Annotated in this window: 24 protein-coding genes; 11 read left to right on the forward strand and 13 right to left on the reverse strand. The window is 64.3% G+C overall.

Features of this window, described 5'->3' with window-relative positions:
* The first annotated feature begins 181 nt into the window (after positions 1-181).
* The 3 genes from ABIB35_RS09810 to ABIB35_RS09820 all read left to right on the forward strand — a co-directional run bounded on the left by ABIB35_RS09810 (position 182) and on the right by ABIB35_RS09820 (position 2,207).
* On the forward strand, positions 182-946 hold the full coding sequence (locus ABIB35_RS09810; protein WP_354180978.1) for an SDR family oxidoreductase: 765 nt from the start codon (positions 182-184) through the stop codon (positions 944-946).
* 322 nt (positions 947-1,268) lie between these two features.
* Positions 1,269-1,487, forward strand: a complete 219-nt coding sequence (locus tag ABIB35_RS09815) for a hypothetical protein (RefSeq protein WP_354180979.1) — start codon at positions 1,269-1,271, stop codon at positions 1,485-1,487.
* 240 nt (positions 1,488-1,727) lie between these two features.
* On the forward strand, positions 1,728-2,207 hold the full coding sequence (locus ABIB35_RS09820) for a PGPGW domain-containing protein (protein WP_354180981.1): 480 nt from the start codon (positions 1,728-1,730) through the stop codon (positions 2,205-2,207).
* Positions 2,208-2,215: 8 nt separating this feature from the next.
* Here the strand turns inward: ABIB35_RS09820 and ABIB35_RS09825 are convergent, their stop codons facing one another.
* Positions 2,216-2,680 (reverse strand): MarR family winged helix-turn-helix transcriptional regulator, encoded by a 465-nt coding sequence (locus ABIB35_RS09825; RefSeq protein WP_354180982.1) that lies wholly within the window; start codon positions 2,678-2,680, stop codon positions 2,216-2,218.
* Between the two features lie 85 nt (positions 2,681-2,765).
* Between ABIB35_RS09825 and ABIB35_RS09830 the strand changes: the two genes are divergently transcribed.
* A complete protein-coding gene (locus ABIB35_RS09830) occupies positions 2,766-4,034 on the forward strand; it encodes a multidrug effflux MFS transporter (RefSeq protein WP_354180984.1) in 1,269 nt (422 codons plus the stop codon).
* A gap of 42 nt (positions 4,035-4,076) precedes the next feature.
* Here ABIB35_RS09830 and ABIB35_RS09835 read toward each other — a convergent pair whose 3' ends face one another.
* On the reverse strand, positions 4,077-4,595 hold the full coding sequence (locus ABIB35_RS09835; protein WP_354180986.1) for a hypothetical protein: 519 nt from the start codon (positions 4,593-4,595) through the stop codon (positions 4,077-4,079).
* Positions 4,596-5,244: 649 nt separating this feature from the next.
* Between ABIB35_RS09835 and ABIB35_RS09840 the strand changes: the two genes are divergently transcribed.
* Entirely contained in the window at positions 5,245-6,198 is a 954-nt protein-coding gene (locus tag ABIB35_RS09840) for a lantibiotic dehydratase C-terminal domain-containing protein (protein ID WP_354180988.1), read from the forward strand.
* A gap of 465 nt (positions 6,199-6,663) precedes the next feature.
* On the opposite strand, the gene ABIB35_RS09845 is transcribed toward ABIB35_RS09840, so the two are convergent.
* From ABIB35_RS09845 to pstS, 3 genes are all read right to left on the reverse strand, one after another.
* On the reverse strand, positions 6,664-7,908 hold the full coding sequence (locus ABIB35_RS09845; RefSeq protein ID WP_354180990.1) for an AI-2E family transporter: 1,245 nt from the start codon (positions 7,906-7,908) through the stop codon (positions 6,664-6,666).
* Between the two features lie 30 nt (positions 7,909-7,938).
* The gene (locus ABIB35_RS09850; protein ID WP_354180992.1) at positions 7,939-8,139 is read right to left on the reverse strand and encodes a hypothetical protein; all 201 of its coding nucleotides are present in this window, start codon (positions 8,137-8,139) and stop codon (positions 7,939-7,941) included.
* Between the two features lie 111 nt (positions 8,140-8,250).
* The gene (gene pstS, locus ABIB35_RS09855) at positions 8,251-9,366 is read right to left on the reverse strand and encodes a phosphate ABC transporter substrate-binding protein PstS (RefSeq protein WP_354180993.1); all 1,116 of its coding nucleotides are present in this window, start codon (positions 9,364-9,366) and stop codon (positions 8,251-8,253) included.
* Between the two features lie 255 nt (positions 9,367-9,621).
* Between pstS and ABIB35_RS09860 the strand changes: the two genes are divergently transcribed.
* A complete protein-coding gene (locus ABIB35_RS09860) occupies positions 9,622-10,005 on the forward strand; it encodes a DUF1304 domain-containing protein (protein WP_354180995.1) in 384 nt (127 codons plus the stop codon).
* On the opposite strand, the gene ABIB35_RS09865 is transcribed toward ABIB35_RS09860, so the two are convergent.
* The 6 genes from ABIB35_RS09865 to ABIB35_RS09890 are packed head-to-tail and all read right to left on the reverse strand — an operon-like array spanning position 9,986 to position 14,713.
* Entirely contained in the window at positions 9,986-10,600 is a 615-nt protein-coding gene (locus tag ABIB35_RS09865; RefSeq protein ID WP_354180997.1) for a DNA-3-methyladenine glycosylase family protein, read from the reverse strand. The genes ABIB35_RS09860 and ABIB35_RS09865 overlap by 20 nt on opposite strands.
* Before the next feature lie 42 nt (positions 10,601-10,642).
* The gene (locus ABIB35_RS09870; RefSeq protein WP_354180999.1) at positions 10,643-11,329 is read right to left on the reverse strand and encodes an alpha-ketoglutarate-dependent dioxygenase AlkB family protein; all 687 of its coding nucleotides are present in this window, start codon (positions 11,327-11,329) and stop codon (positions 10,643-10,645) included.
* On the reverse strand, positions 11,326-11,931 hold the full coding sequence (locus tag ABIB35_RS09875) for a methylated-DNA--[protein]-cysteine S-methyltransferase (protein ID WP_354181163.1): 606 nt from the start codon (positions 11,929-11,931) through the stop codon (positions 11,326-11,328). The genes ABIB35_RS09870 and ABIB35_RS09875 overlap by 4 nt, the downstream gene beginning before the upstream one ends.
* A 47-nt stretch (positions 11,932-11,978) precedes the next feature.
* Positions 11,979-12,551: an RNA polymerase sigma factor gene (locus ABIB35_RS09880; RefSeq protein ID WP_354181001.1), complete on the reverse strand. Its 573-nt coding sequence runs from the start codon at positions 12,549-12,551 to the stop codon at positions 11,979-11,981.
* Between the two features lie 54 nt (positions 12,552-12,605).
* Entirely contained in the window at positions 12,606-13,193 is a 588-nt protein-coding gene (locus tag ABIB35_RS09885; RefSeq protein WP_354181003.1) for a methylated-DNA--[protein]-cysteine S-methyltransferase, read from the reverse strand.
* 17 nt (positions 13,194-13,210) lie between these two features.
* A complete protein-coding gene (locus ABIB35_RS09890) occupies positions 13,211-14,713 on the reverse strand; it encodes a SulP family inorganic anion transporter (protein WP_354181005.1) in 1,503 nt (500 codons plus the stop codon).
* Positions 14,714-15,004: 291 nt separating this feature from the next.
* Here ABIB35_RS09890 and ABIB35_RS09895 point away from each other — a divergent pair, with 291 nt between their 5' ends.
* Positions 15,005-16,558, forward strand: a complete 1,554-nt coding sequence (locus tag ABIB35_RS09895) for a long-chain-fatty-acid--CoA ligase (RefSeq protein ID WP_354181007.1) — start codon at positions 15,005-15,007, stop codon at positions 16,556-16,558.
* 57 nt (positions 16,559-16,615) lie between these two features.
* Here ABIB35_RS09895 and ABIB35_RS09900 read toward each other — a convergent pair whose 3' ends face one another.
* Positions 16,616-17,614: an EamA family transporter gene (locus ABIB35_RS09900; protein WP_354181009.1), complete on the reverse strand. Its 999-nt coding sequence runs from the start codon at positions 17,612-17,614 to the stop codon at positions 16,616-16,618.
* A gap of 108 nt (positions 17,615-17,722) precedes the next feature.
* Here ABIB35_RS09900 and ABIB35_RS09905 point away from each other — a divergent pair, with 108 nt between their 5' ends.
* The 4 genes from ABIB35_RS09905 (at position 17,723) to ABIB35_RS09920 (ending at position 22,538) form a co-directional block, all read left to right on the forward strand.
* Entirely contained in the window at positions 17,723-18,280 is a 558-nt protein-coding gene (locus ABIB35_RS09905; protein WP_354181011.1) for a CGNR zinc finger domain-containing protein, read from the forward strand.
* Between the two features lie 222 nt (positions 18,281-18,502).
* Positions 18,503-21,211 carry a hypothetical protein gene (locus ABIB35_RS09910; RefSeq protein ID WP_354181013.1) on the forward strand — a complete coding sequence of 903 codons (2,709 nt, stop codon included), beginning with the start codon at positions 18,503-18,505 and terminating at the stop codon, positions 21,209-21,211.
* A 91-nt stretch (positions 21,212-21,302) separates the two neighbouring features.
* Entirely contained in the window at positions 21,303-21,971 is a 669-nt protein-coding gene (locus ABIB35_RS09915; RefSeq protein WP_354181015.1) for a hypothetical protein, read from the forward strand.
* 207 nt (positions 21,972-22,178) lie between these two features.
* On the forward strand, positions 22,179-22,538 hold the full coding sequence (locus tag ABIB35_RS09920; protein WP_354181016.1) for a hypothetical protein: 360 nt from the start codon (positions 22,179-22,181) through the stop codon (positions 22,536-22,538).
* Between the two features lie 21 nt (positions 22,539-22,559).
* Here the strand turns inward: ABIB35_RS09920 and ABIB35_RS09925 are convergent, their stop codons facing one another.
* The gene (locus ABIB35_RS09925; RefSeq protein ID WP_354181018.1) at positions 22,560-22,988 is read right to left on the reverse strand and encodes a hypothetical protein; all 429 of its coding nucleotides are present in this window, start codon (positions 22,986-22,988) and stop codon (positions 22,560-22,562) included.
* Positions 22,989-23,019 lie beyond the last annotated feature (31 nt).

Genomic DNA, 23,019 nt, shown 5'->3' on the forward strand with positions numbered 1-23,019 from the left:
ACATGAAGACCTCTTAGGTTCGGCGTGTGTGGTAACCACCAAATCTAAGAGGTCTTCACCCTATTTTCGTGTAATTAACGTGGTGACTGAGTACACCTAGGGTACCGGCACCGCATCCCGTGTGCGACGCTCGAATTACCGCAGCTGTCCGGCCGAAAGGCCCAAAGCGAAAGAGAACCCCATGACCACAATTCTGGTTGTCGGTGGTACCGGCGGCATCGGCCACCTGGTTGTCGCGGAAGCACTGCGCGAGGGCTACACCACCCGGGCCCTGGTGCGGAACCGCGCGAAGGCATCGCGGCTGCTGCCGGATGATGCCCACGTTGTGGTGGCAGATGTGACCCGTCCCGAAACCCTGCCGCCAGCCGTGGAAGGGGTCAACGCCGTTATCCTCACCCTGGGGTCGGAGCGCGCCGAGGAGGCCGAACGCGTTGACTACGGCGGGGTCCGCAATGTCCTTGCGGCCCTGGGCGGGCGGCGGGTCCGCGTAGTCCTCATGACCGCCGTCGGGCTGACCGGCCGAGCCGGGAGCTTCGGCCAGCTGCTCGACTGGAAAAGGCGTTCGGAGCGGCTGGTTCGGGCCAGCGGCCAGCCTTACACCATTGTGCGGCCGGGCTGGTTTGACTATAACGACGCCGGCCAGCACCGTCTCGTGGCATTGCAGGGGGATCCGCGGCATACGGGAACGCCGGCCGACGGCGCGGTGGCCCGCCGCCAGATCGCCCAGGTCCTGGTGCATGCGGTCGGTTCCGATGAGGCAGTGAACAAGACCCTTGAGCTGATCTCCGAGACCGGCCCGGCCACCATCGACTTTGACGAGTTTTTCGCTCCTTTGGAACGGGATCCGCAGGGCTCTTTGGACGGCGTTCGGGATGCCCGGAACATGCCGCTGGACCAGGAACCGGCGGCCGTACGGCACGATCTGGCCGCCGTCGCCGGGCGTTAGGCTCCTGAACCTTCAGGTGCCGGATCCCGGCGCCCGGCTTTAGCGAAAGCGTTCCCAGGCGGATTGCCTGGACATCCCCAGGGCGGAACCGATGCTGGCCAGCCCGGTGCCGCTGCTGTTTGCATGGGCAGCCCTCGCCTGTGCCGCTGCTGTTCCTGTTATTCATGCGCCGGTGCTGGCGGAATTTCGATAATCCTTGGGGCCCGGCCGGGTCCAGCCCGGTAGAGGATATGCGAGGCTGGGAAGGTAGGACCGGTTTCCCCCCTTCACTTCAGTACAGCAGCACCGGCAGTTCACAGCCCACCACCGGCAGGAGAACAACATGAGTAACCAGGATCGCAACATCAACCCCGGAGCCGACGCCATGGAGAACAATTTGGCCGGCACACCGGATGAGTTTAACGATGAGGTGACTGCTCGGCTCGTCGAGGAGGCCAAAGCAGAGGAAAACGGCAGGGACCGGAGCGAGGAGCGGGAGGAGCAGCCCGCACTGGAAGTGGATAAAGAGAGCCCCGCTTCACCAGCAAAGCCCTCGTCCTAGCGCCAGGATGGCCGCCAAAGAACTAGCAAGTGGGTACCCTGTGTTTTGGATGCATTCTTCCTCTTCTGGGACACTGATCCCAGGGACCGAGCCGCGGAAGGGAACCCTCCCATGAGTGCCAGCACAGAAGCAGAAACCACGGGTAGCCGGCGCTTCCCCCACGGCATAGCTAAAGCTGGTCTGGGTGCCTGAGCGCCAGACATGCCGTCCGGAGCCCTGGCCGCAAACAGGGCAAAAGGAGTGAAAAGTGACAGGTTCCCGCCGTGGCTGCGGCGAACCGGCATCGAGGTGGCAGGATGGACGCTGGTCGTTTTGGGACTGGCGGCGCTGGTCCTGCCGGGCCCCGGACTCCTCGCCCTTGTGGCGGGGCTGGCCGTCCTGTCACTGAGATACCGGTGGGCTCAGCGGTTCCTGCGGCCCGTGAAGGCCAAGGCCTTCGAAACGGCGGAAAAGGGAGTGCAGAGCTGGCCCCGCATTACCGCCAGTGTTGCCGGTGCGTTTGCCGTCATGGCCGTAGGCATCACCTGGGGACTCTGGGCAACAGCTCCGCAGTGGTGGCCCTACGACAGCAGTTTGTGGCTCCCCGGCGGATGGGGCACCGGAACGGGATTAATCACTTCAGGCCTCATCGCCCTAAGCCTGATTATTTATAGCTACCGCAGGTTCCGCGGAGGAGGGTCCCAAAAGTCCCGGACCGCAGAGTCCGGGGGCCCAACGTAGGGCCGGCCTCAGGAACTCTGGTCGGACCGGAGTAGGGAGTTGAGGGCTTGGAGCGCCTGGGCCGCCTCCTCCAGGGCCGCTGACTCCCGCTCATCCAAACCGGCGAGCGCCTTCCTAATGGGCCCCGCCCACGCGTCGCTAATGGCCTCATCCTGAGCCAGGGCCCTGTCTGTGGGGAAAAGCCTGCTGATCCGGCGGTCGCTCTGACTGCTTTCCCTGGTCACCAGCCCGCGGTCCGTGAGGGTCCGGACTGCCGCACTGGCATTGCTCTGCTTCAGCGCAACGCGCCGGGACAGTTCAGTCACGGTCAATCCCGGCGCTTCCAACACGTGTTTCAACACTGCGAGATCCGTGGATGTCAGGGGGTCCACCCCGGTCACCTCGGGAACCCGTCGGTGAATGGTCCAGGAGAGGTCCCGCAGGAGCATGGCCACTTCGCGCCGTCGCGCCGCAGCCTCCGTGTTGTCTGCCATCCACCTATCCTAACCCATATCTTGACATATATATGTTGACATATATATAGTTGAATACTTCATCGCCGCACCTCAGAAAGCCATCATGCCCGATTCCAGCGCCACCCCTCCCTCGATCGTGCGCCGCACGAGCGGACAACTCATTCTCCTCCTGGCCCTGCTGACCGCGCTGGGCCCCCTCTCCATTGATCTTTACCTTCCTGCCTTCCCGGGCATGGCCGGAGACCTGGACACCACCGCTGCCGGCATCCAGCTGACGATGACAACCTTCCTGGTGGGGCTTGGCCTCGGCCAGCTGTTCATCGGTCCGCTGTCCGACGGCATTGGGCGGCGGAAGCCCATGCTGGTGGGTACCTTCGTCTGTGCGGTCGCCAGCGCCGCGTGCGCCGTCGCCCCCAATGTGGAAATCCTGGCCTCCGCCCGCTTCCTGCAGGGCCTGGGCGGTGCAGCCGGCGTTGTTCTGGCCCGCGCCATCGTGTCTGACACGTCCCGCGGAGCTGCCGCCGCCAAGCTCCTGGGTGTGCTCACCATCATCTGTGTCATCGCCCCCGTTATTGCCCCCCTGGCCGGCGGTGCCATCATTGCCGCGGCCGGATGGCGCGCGGTGTTCTGGATTCTGGCCACACTGGTCCTGGCCCTCTTCGTCTGGGCGGTGTTCGGCGCCAAGGAGACTCTGGCGGTTGAAGACCGCAACCACGGCGGAGTCAAGACCACGCTGCATGTGGCCGGAGTGGTCCTGCGCAACCGGAATTACACCGGCTACCTGCTGACCTTCTGCTTCGCCTTTGCCGGCCTGTTTGCCTACATCTCTGCGTCCCCGTTCATCATCCAGAACATCATGGGACTGTCCGAGACCCGCTTCTCGCTGATATTCGCCATGAACGCCCTGTGCATCACGATTGTCAGCGTGGTGGCCGCCGCGCTGGCCGGCAAGGTTTCCTACCGCCGGATGATCTCCATCGGCCTGGTGGTTGCGGTCTTAGCCGCAGCCGGACTGCTGATCTTCGCACTCTCCGGAACCCCAACGGCTCCGATGCTGGTCCTGTTTGCGGTCTTCCAGGGGTCACTCGGCTTTATTTTTGGCAATGCCACGGCGCTGGCCCTTGAAGAAGCCGGCCACCACGCCGGAACCGGCTCAGCGTTCCTTGGCTGCCTGCAATATGTGCTGGCAGCTGCCGTGGCGCCGCTGGTGGGCCTTGGCGGCGAAGACACCGCAGTTCCGATGGGCATTGCCATGGTCGCGTTTGCAGTTCTCTCGGCAGTGTCATTCATCACTCTGACGCGCAAGACCAGCGCGGCATCCGCTCCCGGAGCCGACGTGCTGACAGAGCAGGCCGGACAGCCCGTCTCCTAGTGCTTCACTGCCTCTATTCGAATGTCTGAGGGACCTCGAGACTCAGGCGCACAGCGCGCATCGGCACAGAAGAGTGTCCGGTCCGCCGATATCACCGTCCCCCACCCCCGAGCCCCTGAAACTTGTTGCTTCAAACAGCAGGTCCAGGAATTCGGGGATGGTCCCTTTTTCGGCACGATACCGCGACGCGGCGAGGACCGGCGGCAGCGTATAAAAGCGCTCCAGGTCCTGCTCCCCCGGGCCGGTCCCCAAATCGGCGGCCAGGACCTTCAACAGCATCTCCTCGGCGACCGGACTCATGGTCCGGCGCTTGGAGATCCTGTCTATTCTGGAGCCCGCTTCATTGGATGTGCCCCAGGTGTCCAGGTGCAGGCGGAGAACAATCTGCAGCGCAACCAGGTCCACTTCATGCAGAGCCGGCCCGTCCGTCCACGACACGTCGAGCGTGACGACGTCGTACACCGCCAAGGGAGCAGTCTGGAACTGCACACCGGTAAAGGTGCCGGACAAATACTCTCTGAGCCTCTCGGATACTTCCGTTGGCCACAAGGGATCTTTCATGTGCCCTTCCCTGACCCTAGACATGCCGGGGAACAGGTAATTCTATTCACCCGGACCGGTCTGACCCGCCACAGGTTTGGGTTTGTCGCCGTTGGCAACCTACTGGACAGTAAGGTCTCCAACACCTCGAGCGCCAGAGTGTTCAACGATTTTAGCCAATTTTTCTCGGCAGCCTTGTGGGCGTGCGTCCTCCGCGTTGGGGATCCACCCGTCTAATACCCGATATTTCTGTAGGTGCAACTAGTTTCTCGGTTTCGGAGAGGTTTTTCGAATATCTCTGGTGGACACGGCGTGGCTGCTGGAAGGATATGAGCCTGACGGCATCACTTCTTCAGTTCCTGGGAAGAAGGTCAGGACACGCACACAAATCCACCTCTTCAGTTTCCAACCCCGCCGGGCAGCGAAGCAACGGAACCCAGACTTTTAAGGGCGCGCACGCCGGACTCCCTCCAGGTTGGAGAACCCCCACCACCTTCCGAGGCCGCAAGATCATGCCGCCCTGTACCCCACCGTTATTCTTCCCGCAGCTTCACCGCCGGGAGAACATGTCCCGCTGGGCCGCGGGACTGGGGCGCCGCAGCACATCAATTCTCTTTTTCTAAGTGCCGGGGCGACATCCCCGGTATGACACCAACGGGAGGCATCTCCAATGAGTCAGTTAGCTGCAGCACAACAAACCAAGCCGCTAACCAACGGAGCCGAGTGGTGGTCACTGACCATCCAGCCCACGGGAAAGGATGTCTGTGACGCTGTCGTCGGTGACGTTGTCACACCTCTGGCTGCGCAGGCGCGGTCATGGGGGGCCCTGCGGTGGTTTCACACACGGTGCATGGACCCGGCCCATCCGTTTATTCAGGTACGTATCCTCGGCTCGCCCCGCGTTCTGGACCGGTTGGAGTCCTTGATGCGTGCTCTGGTGGACCAGGCAGTGCCCAATTTGGGTGAACTGCAGACCTCCGAGTACCGGGAGGAGCCAATACCCACCCGATGGGAGTACGGTCCGGTATCCCCCAAGGCCGAATCAGACCTTGCGAAGTACGGCGGTGCTGACGGATTGGCGCTGGCAGAGGAAGTATTTGAGCTGTCCTCCGATCTCGCAGCCTGGGCCACGTCCCGTTTCCCCAAGGCCAACAGCCGTTCATCACTGGCCGCCCTGCTTCTCTTCGATGCCAGCTACGCGATGATGCGTGGACCGCGCTCTCCCGTTTGGGCCGACCGCCGCGCGATCTCATGGGACTACTACTGGGACAGCCACTTGCGCAGCTGCACAGCGGCGTCGGGCCCCCAAGCCGCGCACATGCGCAACGCCCTGACTTCCCAGCTGGCGCCCCGGATCCTACCGGCCCACCGACTGATGGCCGCCACTGCATCGGAACCGGCGGTAGACAACTGGCGGAAACGCTGGTCCAGGGCGATCGACACCTACCTGTATCGGGCAGACAAGGTCAGGGCCAGTCGCAGCGCGCAGCAGCTCACCGTGTATCAAAGCCGGCTCATGTTGAACAGGCTTGGCATCTCCGTCCGCGACGAGGCGGGGCTGGGGCTGTACGCCCGGTCCTGGAGTAAGGAGCGGGAAGCGGACTTCCTGCGAATGGCACCCTAAGACCTTGGTTCTTGACGCTGGACTCTAGCCCGGGCGGGTCCGTCCAAGGGGCGGCATCCAGTTTCTTCACAGGTCGATTGGTAATACTAATAGAGCAACGCGAGGGGCGCTTCCGGAAGTGAGACCACCGGAGGCGCCCCGCTTTTTAACCGCCGGCTGCCTGTCTCAGGCCGCCGCTTTCCTCGTCCCGGCACAGGTTTGGCAAAATAAGAGTGGTGAAACCGCGTGTGCCTGCAACAGCATGGCGTGTTCACAGCAGACCAGTATCGGAAAGGCGTCCCGGGCGTGCACTACTCCTGTACCTGCATCTACCGTCCCCATCCGGCAACTGCCCGCTTGGAGATTGCAGTCTATGACCCGTTTTGCGACCAGCGGATTCACCGCCTCTCGGGGTCAACCAAGTATGATCCCGGCTACAGTTTTCGCCACTAGCCCCGGGCCCCGCTCCGAAGGCCGGGAATCCGTCTAGTTTGTTACTGTCTTAGCCCGATGCGGCGGTTCCGGTTCCGGCCCATGTAGATCATCGGCACCGTTGGCTTCCGGCACCTCCCCTGATACCGCTGCATTGGCCGAAGTCAGTGACTGGTCCCGCAGGTACCTCAGCACCACAATGGCGACGGCGGTGGCCGGCACCGCCAGGAACGCGCCGACAATCCCAAAGAGGGTGCCGCCCACGGTCACGGATCCAAGCACGACGGCGGGATGCAGCTTCAGGGTCTTCCCTACCAGCAAGGGTTGCAGGATGTTCGACTCGAGCTGCTGGACCACCAGAACCACGCCCAGGACCACCAGCGCCGTCACCCAACCGTGGGCCACCAACGTGACCACGGTGGCCAGGATTCCGGTGGCAACTGCCCCCACAATGGGAATGAAGCTGGCAAAGAAGATCAGGACCATCAGGGCCGGTGCCAGCGGAACATCCAGGAACAGAAGGCCTATTCCAATGAAAACGGCGTCGGCGAGGGCAACAGTTGCCTGGGCGAGGATGTAGGCGGAGAGTGTCTGCCAGGCCTCCTCGGAGACCCGTACTGCGTGGATAAAGGAGCGGTTGTTGGTCCATCGGCTGGCCCAGGGAAGGAACTTGTCCCCGTCCTTGAGGCAGAAGAAAGTGAAGACCAGTGTCAGCAGGAACACCACGGTGACGGACGTAACGGTGCCCAACCCCGCTGTGATACCCGAAACAATGTCGCTGCTATGCTCCCGCAGTTGGGTCAGACCAACATCCAGCAGTTCGTTGAAATCTACCTCCTGGATGGCAAACGGAAGATCCGCCACAAAGTCACTGAGATCCTGAAGGTTCTCTCCTGCCATCCGGCCAAGCTCCTTTGAGCCGGAGGAAATAGAAGGAAGCACCGCCATGGCCACCGCTGCGATCGCCGCCAGCAATCCCAGAAGGGAAAGCAAAGCTGCGAGGGCTTTGGGCAGCACCCGGCGCAGCACCCGGTTCAGCGGCCACAGGATAGACGAAAGAAGCAGTGCCAACAGGCCAGGCAAGGCAACGGACCACAGCGACCGGATGCCAAACCAAATCACTACGAGGCCGGCCAGAACAATAAGCCCCCGGGCAACCCAGACGGAGCATTCCTTGAGGCCGCGGGAAAAGGTGCCGCGCGGCTTCAGGTTCTCTCTGCGCCGGTCAGACTCTGGCGCAGAGGGTTCTTCGGTGGGCACATGCCTTGAGGGGGAGGCTGAGGAATCGGTCGCAGTCACCATTCCATCTTGCCTCAACCGGCGGCGGTACTATTCCGCGAGCTGCGGCTGGGCTTCAATGAATAACCAGTCCCGTTCCTCAAAAAGCGGCTCCATCACAGGGCCGCCCGCTTCGGCGATGCGGTCCTGGATTTTCCCCGGGATCCCCTCGTCGCGGAGGTTTTCCCGGAGCCATGTCTTGGCCGAGCCGTCTAGATACGGCCACCAGCGCTCAATCTGAATCGGTTGCATTGCGGCCCCCTTTAAACTTGCCGTGAATCAACGGTGCCACTGCGGCACCGGCCGCGCAAGGGGGTTGAGCAAGTGCCAACCGCCCCGTGGCGCGGCCTGAGGCGGCAAACGTCAGGGCAGGGTGGTGATGCTCTCGATGGCCTCACTGGCCTGCTCCGCCAGGGCGGCCGGAATCGGAGCACTCTTGGCGGCATCCTCAGACGCTGCCTGTCCCTCGTCGCTGACGATGTACTGGCCAAAGGTCTTCACCAGCTCCACGGTGTGCTCATCTTCATAGGCACTGCAGTAGATCTGGTAGGAGACCAGGACCAGCGGATAGGCGCCGGGGGCAGTGGTGGTGCGGTCCAGATGGAGAGCAATGTCATGCGGTCCGCGGCCCGGAACCCGGCTCGCCTGCTCCACGGCGATGGAAGCACCGGCGGCACTGATCGGAATATACTCTTCCCCGACCAGCAGGTTGACGGTGCCCATGGAGTCGTCAATGACCGAATCGTCGGCGTAGGTGACGGCCCCCTCGGTACGGGTCACGGTGCTAACCACTCCGGAGTTGCCCTGCGCGTTTTCGCCCTCCAGCCCTCCGGGCCAGGTCCCCGAAGGACTGTCCTGCCACGCAGCGGGTGCCGCCTCGTGCAGGTATTCCGTGAAGTTCTCGGTGGTTCCCGAATCATCGGCCCGGCTCACCGGCGTGATGGGAAGATCCGGAAGGTCAATTCCGGGATTCTGTCCGGCGACGGCCGGATCATTCCAGGTATCGATCTCGCCGCGGAAGATCCCGGCAATCGTTGCAGCATCCAGGTTAAGGGCGTCGATGCCCGGCAGGTTGAAGGCCACGGCGATCGGTGAAATGTACGTAGGAATATCCAGGGCACCGCTGGGACCGCAGACCTCCCTTGCTTTATCCATTTCCCCTTCCTGCAGGTAAGCGTCCGAGCCGGCAAAGTCCACGGCACCGGCCAAGAGGGCGCTGCGGCCGGCGCCGGAGCCATCCGGGGAATACTGCAGTTGAACCTTCGGGTGGAGGATCCCAAAACCGGCGATCCAGGCGTCCATGGCCGGGCCCTGTGCGCTGGACCCGGATCCGGAGAGAATACCGGAGAGCTTTGAGGTGCTGCTTTCCGCTGCCTCACGCTGCGCATCGCCCAGGGGATAGTCCGAGCCGCAGGCGGATAAGGCCAGCGCGGCGGCAGCAAGCACGGCAAGGGTGCGGGCGGGACGGGGTGTGGGCACGGAGGCTGTCCTTCCGGGGACTGTATCTGCTAACTGTGGGGCTAAATGGGGCGGCCCAGGGAGCTCCCGGAGGGGAACCGGGCGCCTCTTCAAGGCTAGCGGCCGTTCCCACTCCTCCGCTAACCGAAAGACCTTCCGGCCTTGGCCGGGTCCCCACCGGGTGGAAAGATGAGGGCACCGCAACAGCGACGCTGCCCTGCAGCCGGCTAACGGCTCGGGCCCCCAGACGCTGTCTTCGGCCTAGGAGGAGTCACAGTGCTCATAACCGCCGCCGTTTTTGCCGTGATAGCCGCGGCTGTCCACCTGTACATCTTCATCCTGGAATCATTGCGCTGGACGGCTCCGGCCACGATGGCCATCTTCAAGGTGTCCAGCCCCCAGGAGGCGGCCTACACCCAGGCACTGGCCTACAACCAGGGCTTTTACAACCTGTTCCTGGCCGTGGGTGCCGTGCTGGGCGTGGTGCTGCTCGGTGCCGGCAGCAGGGTGGCCGGGCTGACCCTGATGAGTTTCGCCTCCGCGTCCATGTTTCTGGCGGCTCTGGTCCTGATCTTCAGCAATCCGAAGATGATCCGTCCCGCCTTCATCCAGGGCGGACCGGCGGCCGTCTGCCTGGCGTTTACACTTCTCGGGGCCTGATTCCCCGGGTGGCGCCGTAAGCGGCCCGGGTAGTCCCGGAGTCAGCTCCGGCCCGTATCACCAGACCAGCCGCCGCTGTTTTAGCCAGCGCCGCCACGGTGCGGGTCCGGGCGTGCGTTAGGCCTACGGCCGACTGGAGCTCCGACGCCGGCACGGCGGCCAGCTGTTCCGGACTCGGGAAGGTGCGCAGCCCGTCCCGTTCGGCTCCACCAAAGGAGGCCCCGAGCCGGGATCCGAAGGTGCGGGCGGCAGCCAGCGAGACCTGCTGGCCCAAGACTGTCTGAACCGCGGTGTCAAAGCCATCCACCGCCCCGGGCACGCGCAGACCCGGCGATGCGGCCTCCAGCGGAGCCAGCAGGTCAAAGCCGGAGAGGAAGTCGTCAACCACGGCAGGGTCCGCGTCCAAGTCCAGCCAGCACCGAAGCAGCGACAGCACTGCGGCTTCCTCGCGTACCAGTGTCTGGGCCGAGCCTCCGGCGTGGGCCTCCGGAGCCAGGGAAAGCTCCACGTCAACGGCGCCCGGCCGGCCAAACCGGACTCGGATCAGGGCCGGACCTGACGCGAAAGAGCGGCTGCCAGGCAAACGGTTCGGCACGGGGCAGTTCGTGCCGGACAGTCCGGCCTCCAGACGGGCTCATCAGGCCAGCCCGGTCATGCGAAGGGTGATATTGATGCGGCCCCGGGCGAGTCCGGAACCGGGATCAGCGGTGCCCGGGAGGGTCTTGGGGACGCCGTGATAGGCGAAGCGTGACGGACCGCCAAACACGAACAAATCGCCGGAATTCAGTTCAATGTCGGTGTAGGGCTTGGTTCGAGTTGAAGTATTACCGAATCGGAATATACAGGTATCGCCGATACTCAGTGACACCACCGGGGCACTGGACTTCTCATCCTTGTCCTGATGCATGCCCATGTGTGCACCGTGGGCGTAGTAATTGATCAGCGCCGTGTCCGGCGTATAGTCCTCGGGTCTCCACAGGCCCGGCGCGTATCCGGGTTCCCCGGGTTGTCCGTAGGCCTCGGCAAGGGCCTGCCGGCCCAGGGAGATCAACCAGTCGGGCACCTCAGCCACCCGCCCGCCGCCGGCGTCGTCGGCGGTGCGGGTGTATTTGTACGGCTGCCAGTGCCAGCCCAGACACACCGTCTGTACGGACATCGGATGCCGGCCGGGCAGGACGGCGGCGCGCATGGGAACCGGCCCGATTGCCCACTGCCGGCAAACCTCCACGATCCCGCGCTGGGCCGCCAGGTCCAGCCAGCCGGGGATATGGACGGCGCCAGGGCCTAACTCGGCACGGTCCCGCGGGAACAGTGCACTGCTCATGCGGCAGCCTCCAGGTTCAGCAGCAGCCGTTTGGCGTCCGGGCCGCCACGGTAACCGCCGGTGCTGCCGTCCGAGCGCACCACCCGGTGACAGGGCACCACCACGGGCAGGGGGTTCAGTGCACAGGCGGTACCGACGGCACGGACCGCGCCGGGACTGCCCGCCAGTGCAGCGACGGCGGCGTAGGTGGCGGTGGATCCGTACCCAATGTCCGTGAGGTGCTCTACGACGGAACGGCGGAAGCCGGCGGTCAGCCGCAGGTCCAGGGGCAGGTCGAAGCCGTGCCGTGTGCCGGCGAAATACTCGCCGATCTGGGCCGTGGCGGCCTGCAGACGCTCAGGGGACGCCAGGATCCGGGGGCTGATCCGTTCGGCGAGCGCCGACAACACCGCGTCATGGTTCTCACAGGCGAAGGAGACCCGCACCAGGCCGGCGGGCGTGGCGGCCAGCAACAGTTCACCCACCGGTGTGTCGATGACCGTATACGCCACGTCCAGCAGACCGGTGTGCTCGGCGGCTGCCGCCAACCGCAGATGCAGGCGGGCCAGGGTTGCGTGCTCGGCGGCCTCCTCCCCGGGCTGCAGCTGCAGCTCCGGCGGCATTCCTTCGAGCGGGGTCTCTTCCGGCGGCATTTCTTCGAGCGGCGGGATCATCGGGAATCCTCCAGGTTCAAGCTGCGCAGTTTTTTCATGCCGTCCGCTGCCGAGCGGCGGCACGCGGCCTCGGTTGAGCCTAATATCACTGCCACTTCGGCGTACGGCAGGCCAGCCAGATGGTGATAGGCCAGTGCCTCCCGCTGGCGCTGCGGCAGGGTTCTCAGCGCAGTCCAGAGCGGATCATAGTCATCGCTGCCGCCCGGGAATCTATGGGGTCCCCCGGCGCCGGCGCCCGCTCCGGAACGGTCCTGCTGTTCCGGCAGGTCACCCACGGGAAGAGGCCGCCTGGCGGCGCCGCGATGGACGTCGATGGCCTTGTGTTTGGCGATGGTCACAAGCCAGGCCTGGATATTGGCGCCCGGCGGCAGCTCGGAGTAGGTCCGCAGCGCCGCCAGGAACGTCTCGGACCAGGCGTCATCAGCGTCCTGCGGCCCCAGCACGGCACGGCAAACGCGCAGCACGGCCGGGCCGTGTTCCCTGACTATGGCTTCGAACGGTTTCACTTCCACACCCGGTAGACGTTCCCGGAGCAGCTTTTGTGAGCCCTCTCCGGCGTACGCTCCCATAATCTCACTCTGCAGGCTTCCACTGTCCGCTGCGTGGGCGGGCGTGGCCCGGCGTCAGAACAGCGTGTCCTCGACCCGCCGCGGATCCTCCAGGCCCAGCAGGAAATGCTTGCGGTCCAACCCGCCCGCGTAGCCGGTGAGTGCACCGGCAGCGCCCACCACCCGATGACACGGAATGATGATGGAGACGGGGTTGCGCGCGTTCGCCGCGCCAACGGCCTGCGCCAGGTTCTTATCTCCCAGCTCACGGGCCAGGGCACCGTACGAGCGGGTTTGGCCGTACGGAATATCGCGCAGGAGCGCCCAGACCCGCTGCCGGAACGGATTGCCTACCGGGGCCAGCAGCAGGTCGAACTCCTGACGCTCACGGGCAAAATACTCGCCCAGCTGGTCTCGCGCCTGCGCCAGCAGGACGGCGTTGGCCACGGTGCCGCCGTCGTGCCCCACTGTGGCGACGGCGCCTGCAGTGGTGCCCGCAGCAGCCTCCTTGGCGGGCGGATCCAGCATTAGCCGGGTGCCGAGGGTTTCAGCCGCCGGACCGCGCTTGTGGTTCTCCATGTACACCGCAGTGAGTGCCCCGCCCTCGGCCACCAGGGTGAGGAGCCCGATGGGCGAGGCAATCACGGCGTGGACGGCAGTCATGAGCCGAGCGTACCGGCTTAGCTGCCTAGCCGGCCGCTGAGCCGGGAGCGGATCGCGTCGGAGGAGTCGTTGAGCCCCGTGATGCTGACGGTTTTACCGCGGTTGCGGTACTTCTCCGCGATGGCGTCCAGCGCTGCGACCGTCGAAGCATCCCAGACGTGCGAGGCACTCATGTCGATCACCACCTCCGCGGGGTCCAGAGCGTACTCGAACTGGGTGTACAGGTCATTGGAGGAGGCGAAGAACAGCTCCCCCTGCACCGCGTAGGTGACCATCCCGCCATCGTCCGCCACGGTCCGCTGCACAGTGACAAAGTGCGCCACCCGCCTCGCGAACAGCACCATGGCCGCGAGCACTCCGGCACCCACGCCGATTGCCAGGTTGTGCGTGATCACCGTGGCCAGCACCGTGATGAGCATGACTGCGGTCTCGGACCTGGGCATCCGCTTCAGGGTGGAGGGCCGGATGCTGTGCCAGTCAAAGGCAGCCCAGGCCACAAAAATCATCACGGCCACCAGCGCCGCCATGGGAATCAGTGCCACAACGTCGCCAAGTACGACCACCAGGACGAGCAGGAAAACACCGGCCAGGAAGGTGGAGATCCGGGTGCGGGCGCCGGAGGCCTTCACGTTCATCATGGTCTGCCCCACCACGGCGCAGCCCCCCATGCCGCCGAAGAACCCAGTGACAATGTTGGCGATGCCCTGCCCGGCGGCTTCGCGCGGCTTGGAGGAGCGGGTATCGGTGATGTCATCCACGAGCTTGGCGGTCAGCAGGGATTCGAGCAGGCCCACAAAGGCCATGGCCACGGCGTACGGGGCAATGATCTGCAGGGTTTCCAGGGTGAGCGGAATATCCGGGAACAACAGGGCGGGCAGGCTGTTGGGCAGCTCGCCCTTGTCCCCCACCGTGGGGATCTTCCAACCGGCGGCAACGGCGGCAACGGTCAGGACCACAATCGCCACCAACGGTGCGGGCACCGCCGTCGTCAGCCGGGGCAGGCCAAAAACAATGACCAACCCGACGGCGACAATCGGGTAGACCAGCCACGGCACACCGATCAGTTCGGGCAGCTGGGAGGAAAACACCAGAATCGCCAGGGCGTTCACGAAACCCACCATCACGGAGCGCGGAATGAAGCGCATCAGCTTGGCCACACCGGCCAGTGCGAGCAGGATCTGCAGGACGCCGGCCAGGATCACGGTCGGCACCAGGTACTGCACGCCGTGGCTGGCCACCACCGGGGCGATGACCAGGGCGACGGCGCCCGTGGCGGCGGAGATCATGGCGGGGCGGCCGCCCACAAAGGAGATGGTGACCGCCATGGTGAAGGAGGCGAACAGACCCATCCGCGGGTCCACTCCGGCGATAACGGAAAACGCGATCGCCTCCGGGATCAGTGCCAGGGCAACCACCAGGCCGGCCAGGACCTCTGTTTTGAGCAGCCGCGGTGACTTCAGGGTGGCCAGCACTGACTGCCGGACGGCAGGGGTGGGGGCGGGCGCCGCGGAAGTGGGCACGGTGTTCCTTTGACTCGGGTGACGGGGCTCTGGTGAGGGTGGCTTGGATGACCGGGGTGGGGTGCCGAACGGCGCCCTTCCCTGAATCCAGATTACGCCGGGCCGCCGACACTCCGATTGCCAGCACGTGCTCCCCGGAAGAAAAATCTGCCCGCTGCAGCCCCGCAGGGGGCCGGCTGGCGTTAGACTGCTCCATACCGGCCGGTATGTGATGCAGCTCACCGCCGCAATCGGACCACCATACTGACCGCCACCGCCTGGAAGCTCTACGCCTGATCAAAGGAGATCTTCATGCAAAACCTCGCCGGAATCCTTACCGAAACCGCCGCCCGGGTTCCGGACCGCGCGGTCCTGAAGCTCGATGACACCACGGTCCCCTATGCAGCCCTCGATGCCATGAGCGCCAAAGTGGCCGGCGTCCTCGCGGCGCGCGGAATTGAACCCGGAGACCGCGTAGCCCTGATCATGCCTAACATTCCACAGATGGCCTTTGTGTACTACGGGGTGCTTCGCTACGGGGCGGTGGTGGTTCCCATGAATCCACTCCTAAAGGCCCGTGAAGTGGCCTACCACCTGCAGGATTCCGGCGCACGGCTGGTCTTCGCCTGGGATGGGATTCTGGCCGAAGCCCTGGGCGGGGCGGAGGAGGCCGGCGGAGTCGAGGTCATTCCGGTGGATGCGGGGGGCTTCCTGCAACTGCTGGCCGGCGCTGAGTCAGTGACTGAGGTACGGGAGGTCGACGGGGAGGACATCGCCGTCATTCTTTACACCTCCGGGACCACCGGGCGGCCCAAGGGTGCCGCACTGACCCACAACAACTTGGTCAGCAATGCCGAAATCTCCCGGAATCTGCTGCATACGGTGGAATCAGACGTGATTTTTGGCGGGCTGCCGTTCTTCCACGTGTTCGGCCAGACGTCCGCACTGAACTCGGCGGTCATGGCCGGCGCCTCGATCAGCCTGCTCCCCCGGTTTGATGCCGGAAAGGCGCTGGAGATCATTGAGCGCGACGGTGTCACCATCTTTGAGGGTGTGCCCACCATGTACGTGGGCATGCTGCGCCATCCCCATCTTGCCGCCACGGACGTCTCGACACTTCGCGGCGCCATCACCGGCGGCTCAGCCATGCCGCTGGAAGTACTGCATGAGTTTGAACGTGTCTTCGGCACCCAGCTGCTGGAGGGCTATGGCCTCTCCGAAACCTCACCCGTGGTCTCCTTCAATCTGCCGGGCCCGGACCGCATGGCCGGCTCCATCGGCAAGGCGGTGGCAGGGATGCTGGTGCGGGTGGTGGACCCGGACGGCAACGACCTGCCGGAGGGCGAGGTCGGAGAGCTGGCAGTGCAGGGCACCGGCGTGATGAAGGAATACTGGAACAATCCGGAAGCAACGCAGGCGGCCATTCCCGACGGCTGGTTCCGCACCGGAGACCTGGGCCGGGTAGACGACGCCGGAAACATCTACATTGTTGACCGCAAGAAGGATGTCATCCTGCGCGGCGGTTACAACGTTTATCCGCGCGAGGTTGAGGAAGTGCTCTATGAGCATCCCGCCGTCGCCGAGGCCGCCGTCATCGGAGTGCCCGATGAACTGCACGGCGAGGAGATCGTAGCTGTGGTGGGCCTGAAGGAAGATGTCCAGCCTGCGGACAACGAGGCCCGCGAGGCACTGCTATCGGAAATCCGCGAGTTCACCAAGGACCGGCTGGCAGCCTACAAGTATCCGCGCCGCGTGATCCTGACGGACGCCCTGCCCAAGGGGCCCACCGGAAAGATCCTCAAGCGCGAAATCCGCGTGGATGCCGCGGCGGACCAGGGGGAGCCACAGGTCGAACCGCAGGTCTAGCGGGCGGCCCGCCGCAGCGAGGTACGGCAGTGCGGCGGGCCAGCTTACGCGCAAGGATCAGGCTCTTTTTATGAACTCGCCGGGCAGTCCGGCGGTTTTGTCCGAGCGCACCAGCACCACCCCCAGGACAATCAGCGCACCACCAAGGAGCTGCACGGTGCCGGGCAGCTCGGACAGGAACAGCCAGGCCCACAGCACCGCGAAGAGCACTTCGGTTAGGGAGACAAAGGAGGCTACTCGAGATCCGAGGGTCCGTGCCGCCACAATTCCGGTGACATAGGCCAGCACGGTGGAGAAGAGGACCAGACCCGCCAGCGGCACCCACCACGGCGTCACCCGGCCGGCCAGCACCACATCGCCGGTGCTGAAACCGGTGGGAAGTATGCCCACGACACCGAGCAGCACCATGGTGACGGCACCTACGAGCATCCCTCCTGTGGCCAGTACCAGCGGCGGCAGGGAATCGTTCTGCTTTGCGGTAATAAAGAAGTAGATCGCCAGGCACACCGCTGCTGCAAGACCCCAGAGGACACCCACGGGATCGACGTGGACCGCGCCGCCAATATCCAGCACAAGCACCAGTCCGGCGATGGCAGCCGCAGCTCCGCCAATGGTCCTTAAGCCGGGCCGGCGCCGCGTGGCGGCCCAGATCCACAGCACCATGATCACAGGTGCCAGGAACTCCAGTAGCAGCGCCACCCCCACTGAGAGCCGCTCCACGGCATTGAAGTAGAAAAACTGGCAGCCGGCCACGCCAATGAATCCAAAGGCGAGAATTGTCTTCCAGTTTTCCCGGACCTGGTACCAGCGCCCGTGCAGCGCCACCAGCGCCGGAACAAGGAGCACCAGCGCGGCACCGCCCATGCGCACAGCCACCGCCGTGGTGGACGTCCATCCGGTTTCCAGCAGGGACTTGGCGAAGGATCCCGAGAGCCCAAAGACTGCCGAGGATACAAGGGCCACCGCAATACCGGTGCTGCTGCTGTTGCTGCCCAGCCTGCCGGGGGCATGCAGGACGCCCGCCTTAGCGGGCCTTTTTCCGACGTAACGGTTCATGGTGCCTCCAAGAGCACGGATTTCAATGTCCCCTGGGACCAGTCAGGTCCATTCTGCCCCTTAGGTCATTACACTAGGAAGACCTTCCCCAAGATGTCAGGATTCACGATGGTCTTAGGACATGACACGGTGGATTCGCTCGGCACCGTGGCCGCTCTCATCAACACTGGAGCGGGCAGTCAGGATGCCCTACTGACCCTCGCTGACCTGGATGCATTTCTGGCACAGGAGCGTTTCAGCGGCTCCCGCACCCACGCGGCCGCCGAGCTGCGTGCGGTCCGGCATCTGCGGGCAGGGCTGCGCCTGCTGTGGACCGCGGACGAAGCGGTGCTGGCCACCGGAGTGAATCAGCTGCTGCGCAACTCCCGTGCCCTTCCGCAGGTGGTTCGGCACGACGAGTGGGGCTGGCATCTGCACTGCACCTCGCCCGCGGCACCGTTGGAGGAGCGCATGTCCACGGAAGCGGCGATGGCCTTGGCGGACGTCCTGCGGGGCGGCGAGCTGGACCGGCTTGGAACGTGCGCCGCCGCGGACTGCTCCGCGGTGATCCTGGACCTGACACGCAATCGGTCCAAGCGCTTCTGCGACACCGGGAACTGCGGCAACCGGGCCCATGTCCGCTCCTACCGCAGCCGCCTGGCGGCCAGGCAGGACCCCGCCGTCTAACGACGCCGGCGTGCACGGTGTTTCTTACGGCGAATGCCGACCCAAAAGTGCTAAGTGGTCTTGTTAGTTTCCTCACCTGCCGTTATGCCCACCTTGAGCTTCGTCCGCCGTAACGGCGGGCGGCTATTCCACTCAGTCTCGACTCCGCGTTGTTTCGGCCAGGGCTACCCCTGTGCCCGCTTCGGGGACGCGGGCTGTGCCAGCACAAAATGGGGGTTTCAATTGCAGGACAACTCGAGCGCGTTTTACAAACGCGTCGGCGCTCTGGGCGCCGTAACAGCATTGGCGGTGAGCGGAGCGTTTATCGCTTCGCCGGCCATCGCCTCACCGGCAGCCGAGCCGGACACAACCGCACCAGCCACCGCAACCACGGAAGCTCCGGTTGATCAGACTGCCGCTGAAGAAACGGTTGTCGAAGAGACCGTCCCTGACGAGACTGCTCCCGCTGAAGAGGAAAGCACCCTGGCTCCCGGCCTGGCTGAAGCCCTTCTGCGCGACCTCGGCATGACCGTCGAGGAATTCGAAGCAGCCGGCGAGCTGGGCAAGAAGGCAGCAGATGCCCTTCCCGAGCTCCAGGCCACCGAAGGCTTTGTAGGCATTGCCATCGATGACGACACGATTGTCATCACCGGTTCGGGAGAGGCCCTTGAGGCTCTTGCGCTCGAGCTTGACGCCACCCTCGTGGCTCCCGCGACCGAAGAAGCTGAGGTTGAGGCTTCCGAGCCCGCCGCCGAAGCCACCGAAGAGGCAACCGACGCTCCGAGTGTCGAAGCACCCACAGCCTCCGAAGAACCCGAAGCCACCGAGGAACCGGCTTCAGATGAAGGGACCGCATCTCCGCTCAGCCTCACCGGGGATTACCGCGCCAACATCGACAAAATCCGTGCTGACTACATCGCCAACATCGGTGTTGCGGGCCTGCAGTCCATCATGTGGAATGGTTCAGGTTATGTCATCAGTGTCGACAAAGACGCCACACTGGGCAGCTCCGTGCTCTCAAAGAGCCTGGCCGAAGTAGCCGGGTCTCCGGCCGAGGCCATCGCCAAGAAGTACACGAACGTTACCGTTGCCGACTCTTCGGGTGCGGCTACTCCGGTCGAGGACGTCGTCAACGGCCAGGGCTATGCCAGCCCCGTTACCAATGGCGCCGCCTTATGCTCCATTGGATTCAACGGCTTCAACAGCGAAGGTGACGCTGCTGTGATCACCGCCGGCCACTGTGCTCAGGACGGTGAAGTCACTGAAGCACTCCTGACCGATCCCACCGGTGACCCGGCCAGCGGAACCGACAATCCGTCCCTCCTGGCCGAACTCGGCACTTGGGGCTTTTCCCAGTTCGGCGGCCCGAGCAACGCGCCGATCCCGAATATTCCCGCTGAGTACGACATCAACAACCCGCCTGAGGGCACTGGCACCGATATTGCTGTTATCGACAAAATAAACGAGGATCTCGATCTTCTGCCAGAGGTCACCAAATGGACGAATGCTAAGGACCTCACCGCGGATGCTGTCCAGGTCACGGGCACAGCGGACGCCATTGTTGGTGCTGCAATCTGCAAGTCCGGCCGTACCACCGGCTGGAGCTGTGGCGAGGTGACCGGAGTAGGCTGGTTCGCCGTCGGCGGGCACAACCAAGCCGCGGATCCCAAGGACCTGCGCGGCGTCATGGGTTTCGAATCCACGATGAAGGGGAACGCCGCACCGGGCGACTCCGGTGGACCCACGGTGTCGGGAACCATCGCCGTTGGCATCAACAGTGCCATTGGTACCCGTGGAACCGACGAGCTCATGTTCTCCACCTCGCTGTCCGACGGTCTCAGTCACACCGGCGGCTACACCGTTGCAATGTTCGTCGACGCACCGAAGCTGACCTCTCACGAGAACAAGGCAACCGTCCTGACGGACGCCGCCATCAGCGGCTCTGCTCCGGCCGGCACCGCGGTCAAGCTCACCCGCAACGGCGAGACCACCGACCTTGACGTCGTGGACGGTGCATGGAGCTTCACGGCCCCGTCCACCATTCCGGAAGGCGGCACGCTGGAGTTCACGGTTCAGGCCGTCAACGGCTTCAATAAGTCCAAGACTTCCTCCTACGAGCTGTCTGTGAAGGAAGCTCCCCTGGCCGCTCCGGTCATTACTAACCCGGGTGCCGGCGCGCAGATTGCTGACTCCGTCAAGACCATCAAGGGCACCGGCGTTGCCAATGCCGAGGTCACTGTGGACATCACAGGTACCTCTGCGGCTGATACGTCAGACTCCGCGCAGGCAACCGCTGCCGTTGAAGAAACCGGCACCGCCACTATCGATGACAAGGGCAACTGGGAATACAAGCTCGAGGACGCACTGTCCTACGGCGAGTACTCCGTGGCCGCAACACAGGACGGCATTGCCGGCAAGTCGAAGTCCCCTGAGGCTGCCTCTGCTTTCAAGGTCATCCTGAACAAGCCGGTCATCACCTCGGTTGTAGACGGACAGGACTTCGCCGAAGGTTCCACGCCTGACAAGATCTCCGGCACCGGCACCGCCGGCGCCACAGTAAACCTCACTGTCGGCGAGACTCCCTTTAGCGCCTTGGTGACAGACGAGGGCAGCTGGAGCGTTGCGGCCCCCGCCCTGGCTCCGGGCTCTTACTCGCTGCGTGCCGCTCAGACCCTCAGCGGAGCAACTTCCGAGGACACATACTTGGTCTTCAGCGTCACCGCCGTGGAGATTGCTCCCGAAGCACCGCCCGTTGTGCCCGGCCCCACGCCGGCACCGCAGCCGGGCGACCCCACCCCGACGCCGACTCCGGCACCGGACAACAATGGTGACGGCCTGCCCGACACCGGCGTTGCCGGCATGGGTCTCTTCGCCGGAGCAGGCGCACTGCTCACGGCCGGTGGCATCAGCGCCCTGCTGATCAACCGTCGCCGCCAGATGCAGGATGCCTAATCTGCAGCTAGCGTAAAAAACCGAAGCGGGTCCCAGCCTTGTGCCGGGGCCCGCTTTGGTATTACCTGCTTAACAACCTCAGGAGGCCTTGATGTCCAGCCCAAAGAAGACGCACACCGCAGCACCGGTTGCCGTTCTGGCAACTGCTGTCCTGTTGGTTCTGAGTGCCTGCGGCCAGGACCAGCAGCTGCCGGGAATTGCCCCGCTTACCGCCGAATCTGCGGAGGCAGGGTCGTCAGCGAACCCCGACGCCCCTGAGGCACCGGCCGGACCGGAGAACCCTGGCGCAGGAACCACCGGAGCTGTTCCGGCCACACCCTCCGACCCTGACACAGCTATGGATGAAAACATGACCCAGCTCCTGCAACTGCATACCCAGTTAAAAACCGACCTCGGCCCCGCCTATTCCGATGCCTGGATCGAGAACAACCAACTCCACGTGGCGGTGACCACCCCCGAAGCCGAAGCCGCAGTTCTTGCGGCAGGCGCCGTTCCCTTCACTGCAGAATTCACTGCTCAGCAGCTCCGAGACGCAACGGACGCATTCAAAGCCTGGCTCGGCTCCGATTCGGCTCCGCAGGTTCAACTTCATTGGCTCAGCACCAGCGGGCGTACGGCCAGCATCACGGTCCGCGTGCCTGGAGATCAGGTAAAGCCCCTGAGCGATGCCATCGCCGATCAGCAGCCCACAGGCTCAGTGAAGGTCATTGTGGAGGAGTCCACCGGCCCGGCAACCCCCTTGGCCACAAACGCACCCTAAACGCACCAAGGGCTGTCCGGCCCCGGAACAGGCTACCTAGACTTGAGGACGTCGAGCAGACGGCACCACGGCCTCTTCCTAGGACCCATTCAGGACCAGAAGCTGCAGAACCTGCTGTATTCAGTCTCGTCCCGTACCGCATGGGTGATTATCGGCAGCAGTATCGCGTACTGGCTTATCTGCCTCACCGGGGGCTTAACTCCACCGGTGTCCGCTCCGCCCAACTGGTCACTTCTCTGGTTCTACTCCATGCTGATGCTGGCCCTGGCCTCCGGTGTTGCCGCCGTCTGCGCTGCCGCACTGCTTCTCATGCGGCGGCGGAATCCGGCCGTTGCCCTAGCTGCCGCGCCTCCGGCGGGGGCGGACAACGCCGGCCGCGACCAGCTCGCAGGACTCGCCCGCATACTCGACGATCCCGAAAACCTCGCCGGTGCCGCGGCTGAGCCCGGACGGCACCCGGCGAACCCGGTTCAGGAGCCGGTCCAGATGCCCTCGCATCCGGTTCCTGAGGCCAGATCATTGAAGCCAACACCACCAAAACCTAAATCCCGCAAACGCCGCCGATAGCTGTTCGCACTGGGGGGACGGCTAGACCGTGGGGTCGGTGGGGCGGGGGTCGGTGGGAAGGGAGTCGCCGTCGGCCGCGTCCGAGGTGTTCACGGTACGGTCCGCAGCTTCCCCGGGCGTGGATGCTGCGGCTGCACCGGCGCTGCGGCCGCCTACAGAGCCGGCACCGCCGGGAATATTGGCCGAACTGCGGTGAATGCCGGAGCCTTCGCTGAGGTGTTCCGGATTGGGCTTTTCCGTCATGAGGAGCAGTGAGCAGATCAGGACGGAAGCTATAAACGCAATGCCGGCTGCTATCAGCGCCAGATCAACCCGCAGTTCCTTCTCGGCCCCGCCGGTGGCGAAGATCATCGTGGCAACGCCCGCAATCACAGCCAGCACGGCAGAAAAAATGAGCGGGGCCTTCACGGAGTTCCGCTTCTGCGGCCCACCGGATGAGCTGTTCGCCACTGATTTTCCTCCTGCTGCGTTGTTGTTCCCA

Source organism: Arthrobacter sp. UYP6 (assembly GCF_040547315.1).
Taxonomy (GTDB): Bacteria; Actinomycetota; Actinomycetes; order Actinomycetales; family Micrococcaceae; genus Arthrobacter_B.

Bases quoted from the DNA above. Each gene is read 5' to 3' on its own strand.
- ABIB35_RS09810 (WP_354180978.1), top strand. From the start codon at position 182: ATGACCACAATTCTGGTTGTCGGTGGTACCGGCGGCATCGGCCACCTG.
- ABIB35_RS09815 (WP_354180979.1), top strand. From the start codon at position 1,269: ATGAGTAACCAGGATCGCAACATCAACCCCGGAGCCGACGCCATGGAG.
- ABIB35_RS09825 (WP_354180982.1), bottom strand. From the start codon at position 2,680: ATGGCAGACAACACGGAGGCTGCGGCGCGACGGCGCGAAGTGGCCATG.
- ABIB35_RS09830 (WP_354180984.1), top strand. From the start codon at position 2,766: ATGCCCGATTCCAGCGCCACCCCTCCCTCGATCGTGCGCCGCACGAGC.
- ABIB35_RS09835 (WP_354180986.1), bottom strand. From the start codon at position 4,595: ATGAAAGATCCCTTGTGGCCAACGGAAGTATCCGAGAGGCTCAGAGAG.
- ABIB35_RS09840 (WP_354180988.1), top strand. From the start codon at position 5,245: ATGAGTCAGTTAGCTGCAGCACAACAAACCAAGCCGCTAACCAACGGA.
- ABIB35_RS09850 (WP_354180992.1), bottom strand. From the start codon at position 8,139: ATGCAACCGATTCAGATTGAGCGCTGGTGGCCGTATCTAGACGGCTCG.
- ABIB35_RS09870 (WP_354180999.1), bottom strand. From the start codon at position 11,329: ATGAGCAGTGCACTGTTCCCGCGGGACCGTGCCGAGTTAGGCCCTGGC.
- ABIB35_RS09875 (WP_354181163.1), bottom strand. From the start codon at position 11,931: ATGCCGCCGGAGCTGCAGCTGCAGCCCGGGGAGGAGGCCGCCGAGCAC.
- ABIB35_RS09880 (WP_354181001.1), bottom strand. From the start codon at position 12,551: ATGGGAGCGTACGCCGGAGAGGGCTCACAAAAGCTGCTCCGGGAACGT.
- ABIB35_RS09885 (WP_354181003.1), bottom strand. From the start codon at position 13,193: ATGACTGCCGTCCACGCCGTGATTGCCTCGCCCATCGGGCTCCTCACC.
- ABIB35_RS09895 (WP_354181007.1), top strand. From the start codon at position 15,005: ATGCAAAACCTCGCCGGAATCCTTACCGAAACCGCCGCCCGGGTTCCG.
- ABIB35_RS09900 (WP_354181009.1), bottom strand. From the start codon at position 17,614: ATGAACCGTTACGTCGGAAAAAGGCCCGCTAAGGCGGGCGTCCTGCAT.
- ABIB35_RS09905 (WP_354181011.1), top strand. From the start codon at position 17,723: ATGGTCTTAGGACATGACACGGTGGATTCGCTCGGCACCGTGGCCGCT.
- ABIB35_RS09915 (WP_354181015.1), top strand. From the start codon at position 21,303: ATGTCCAGCCCAAAGAAGACGCACACCGCAGCACCGGTTGCCGTTCTG.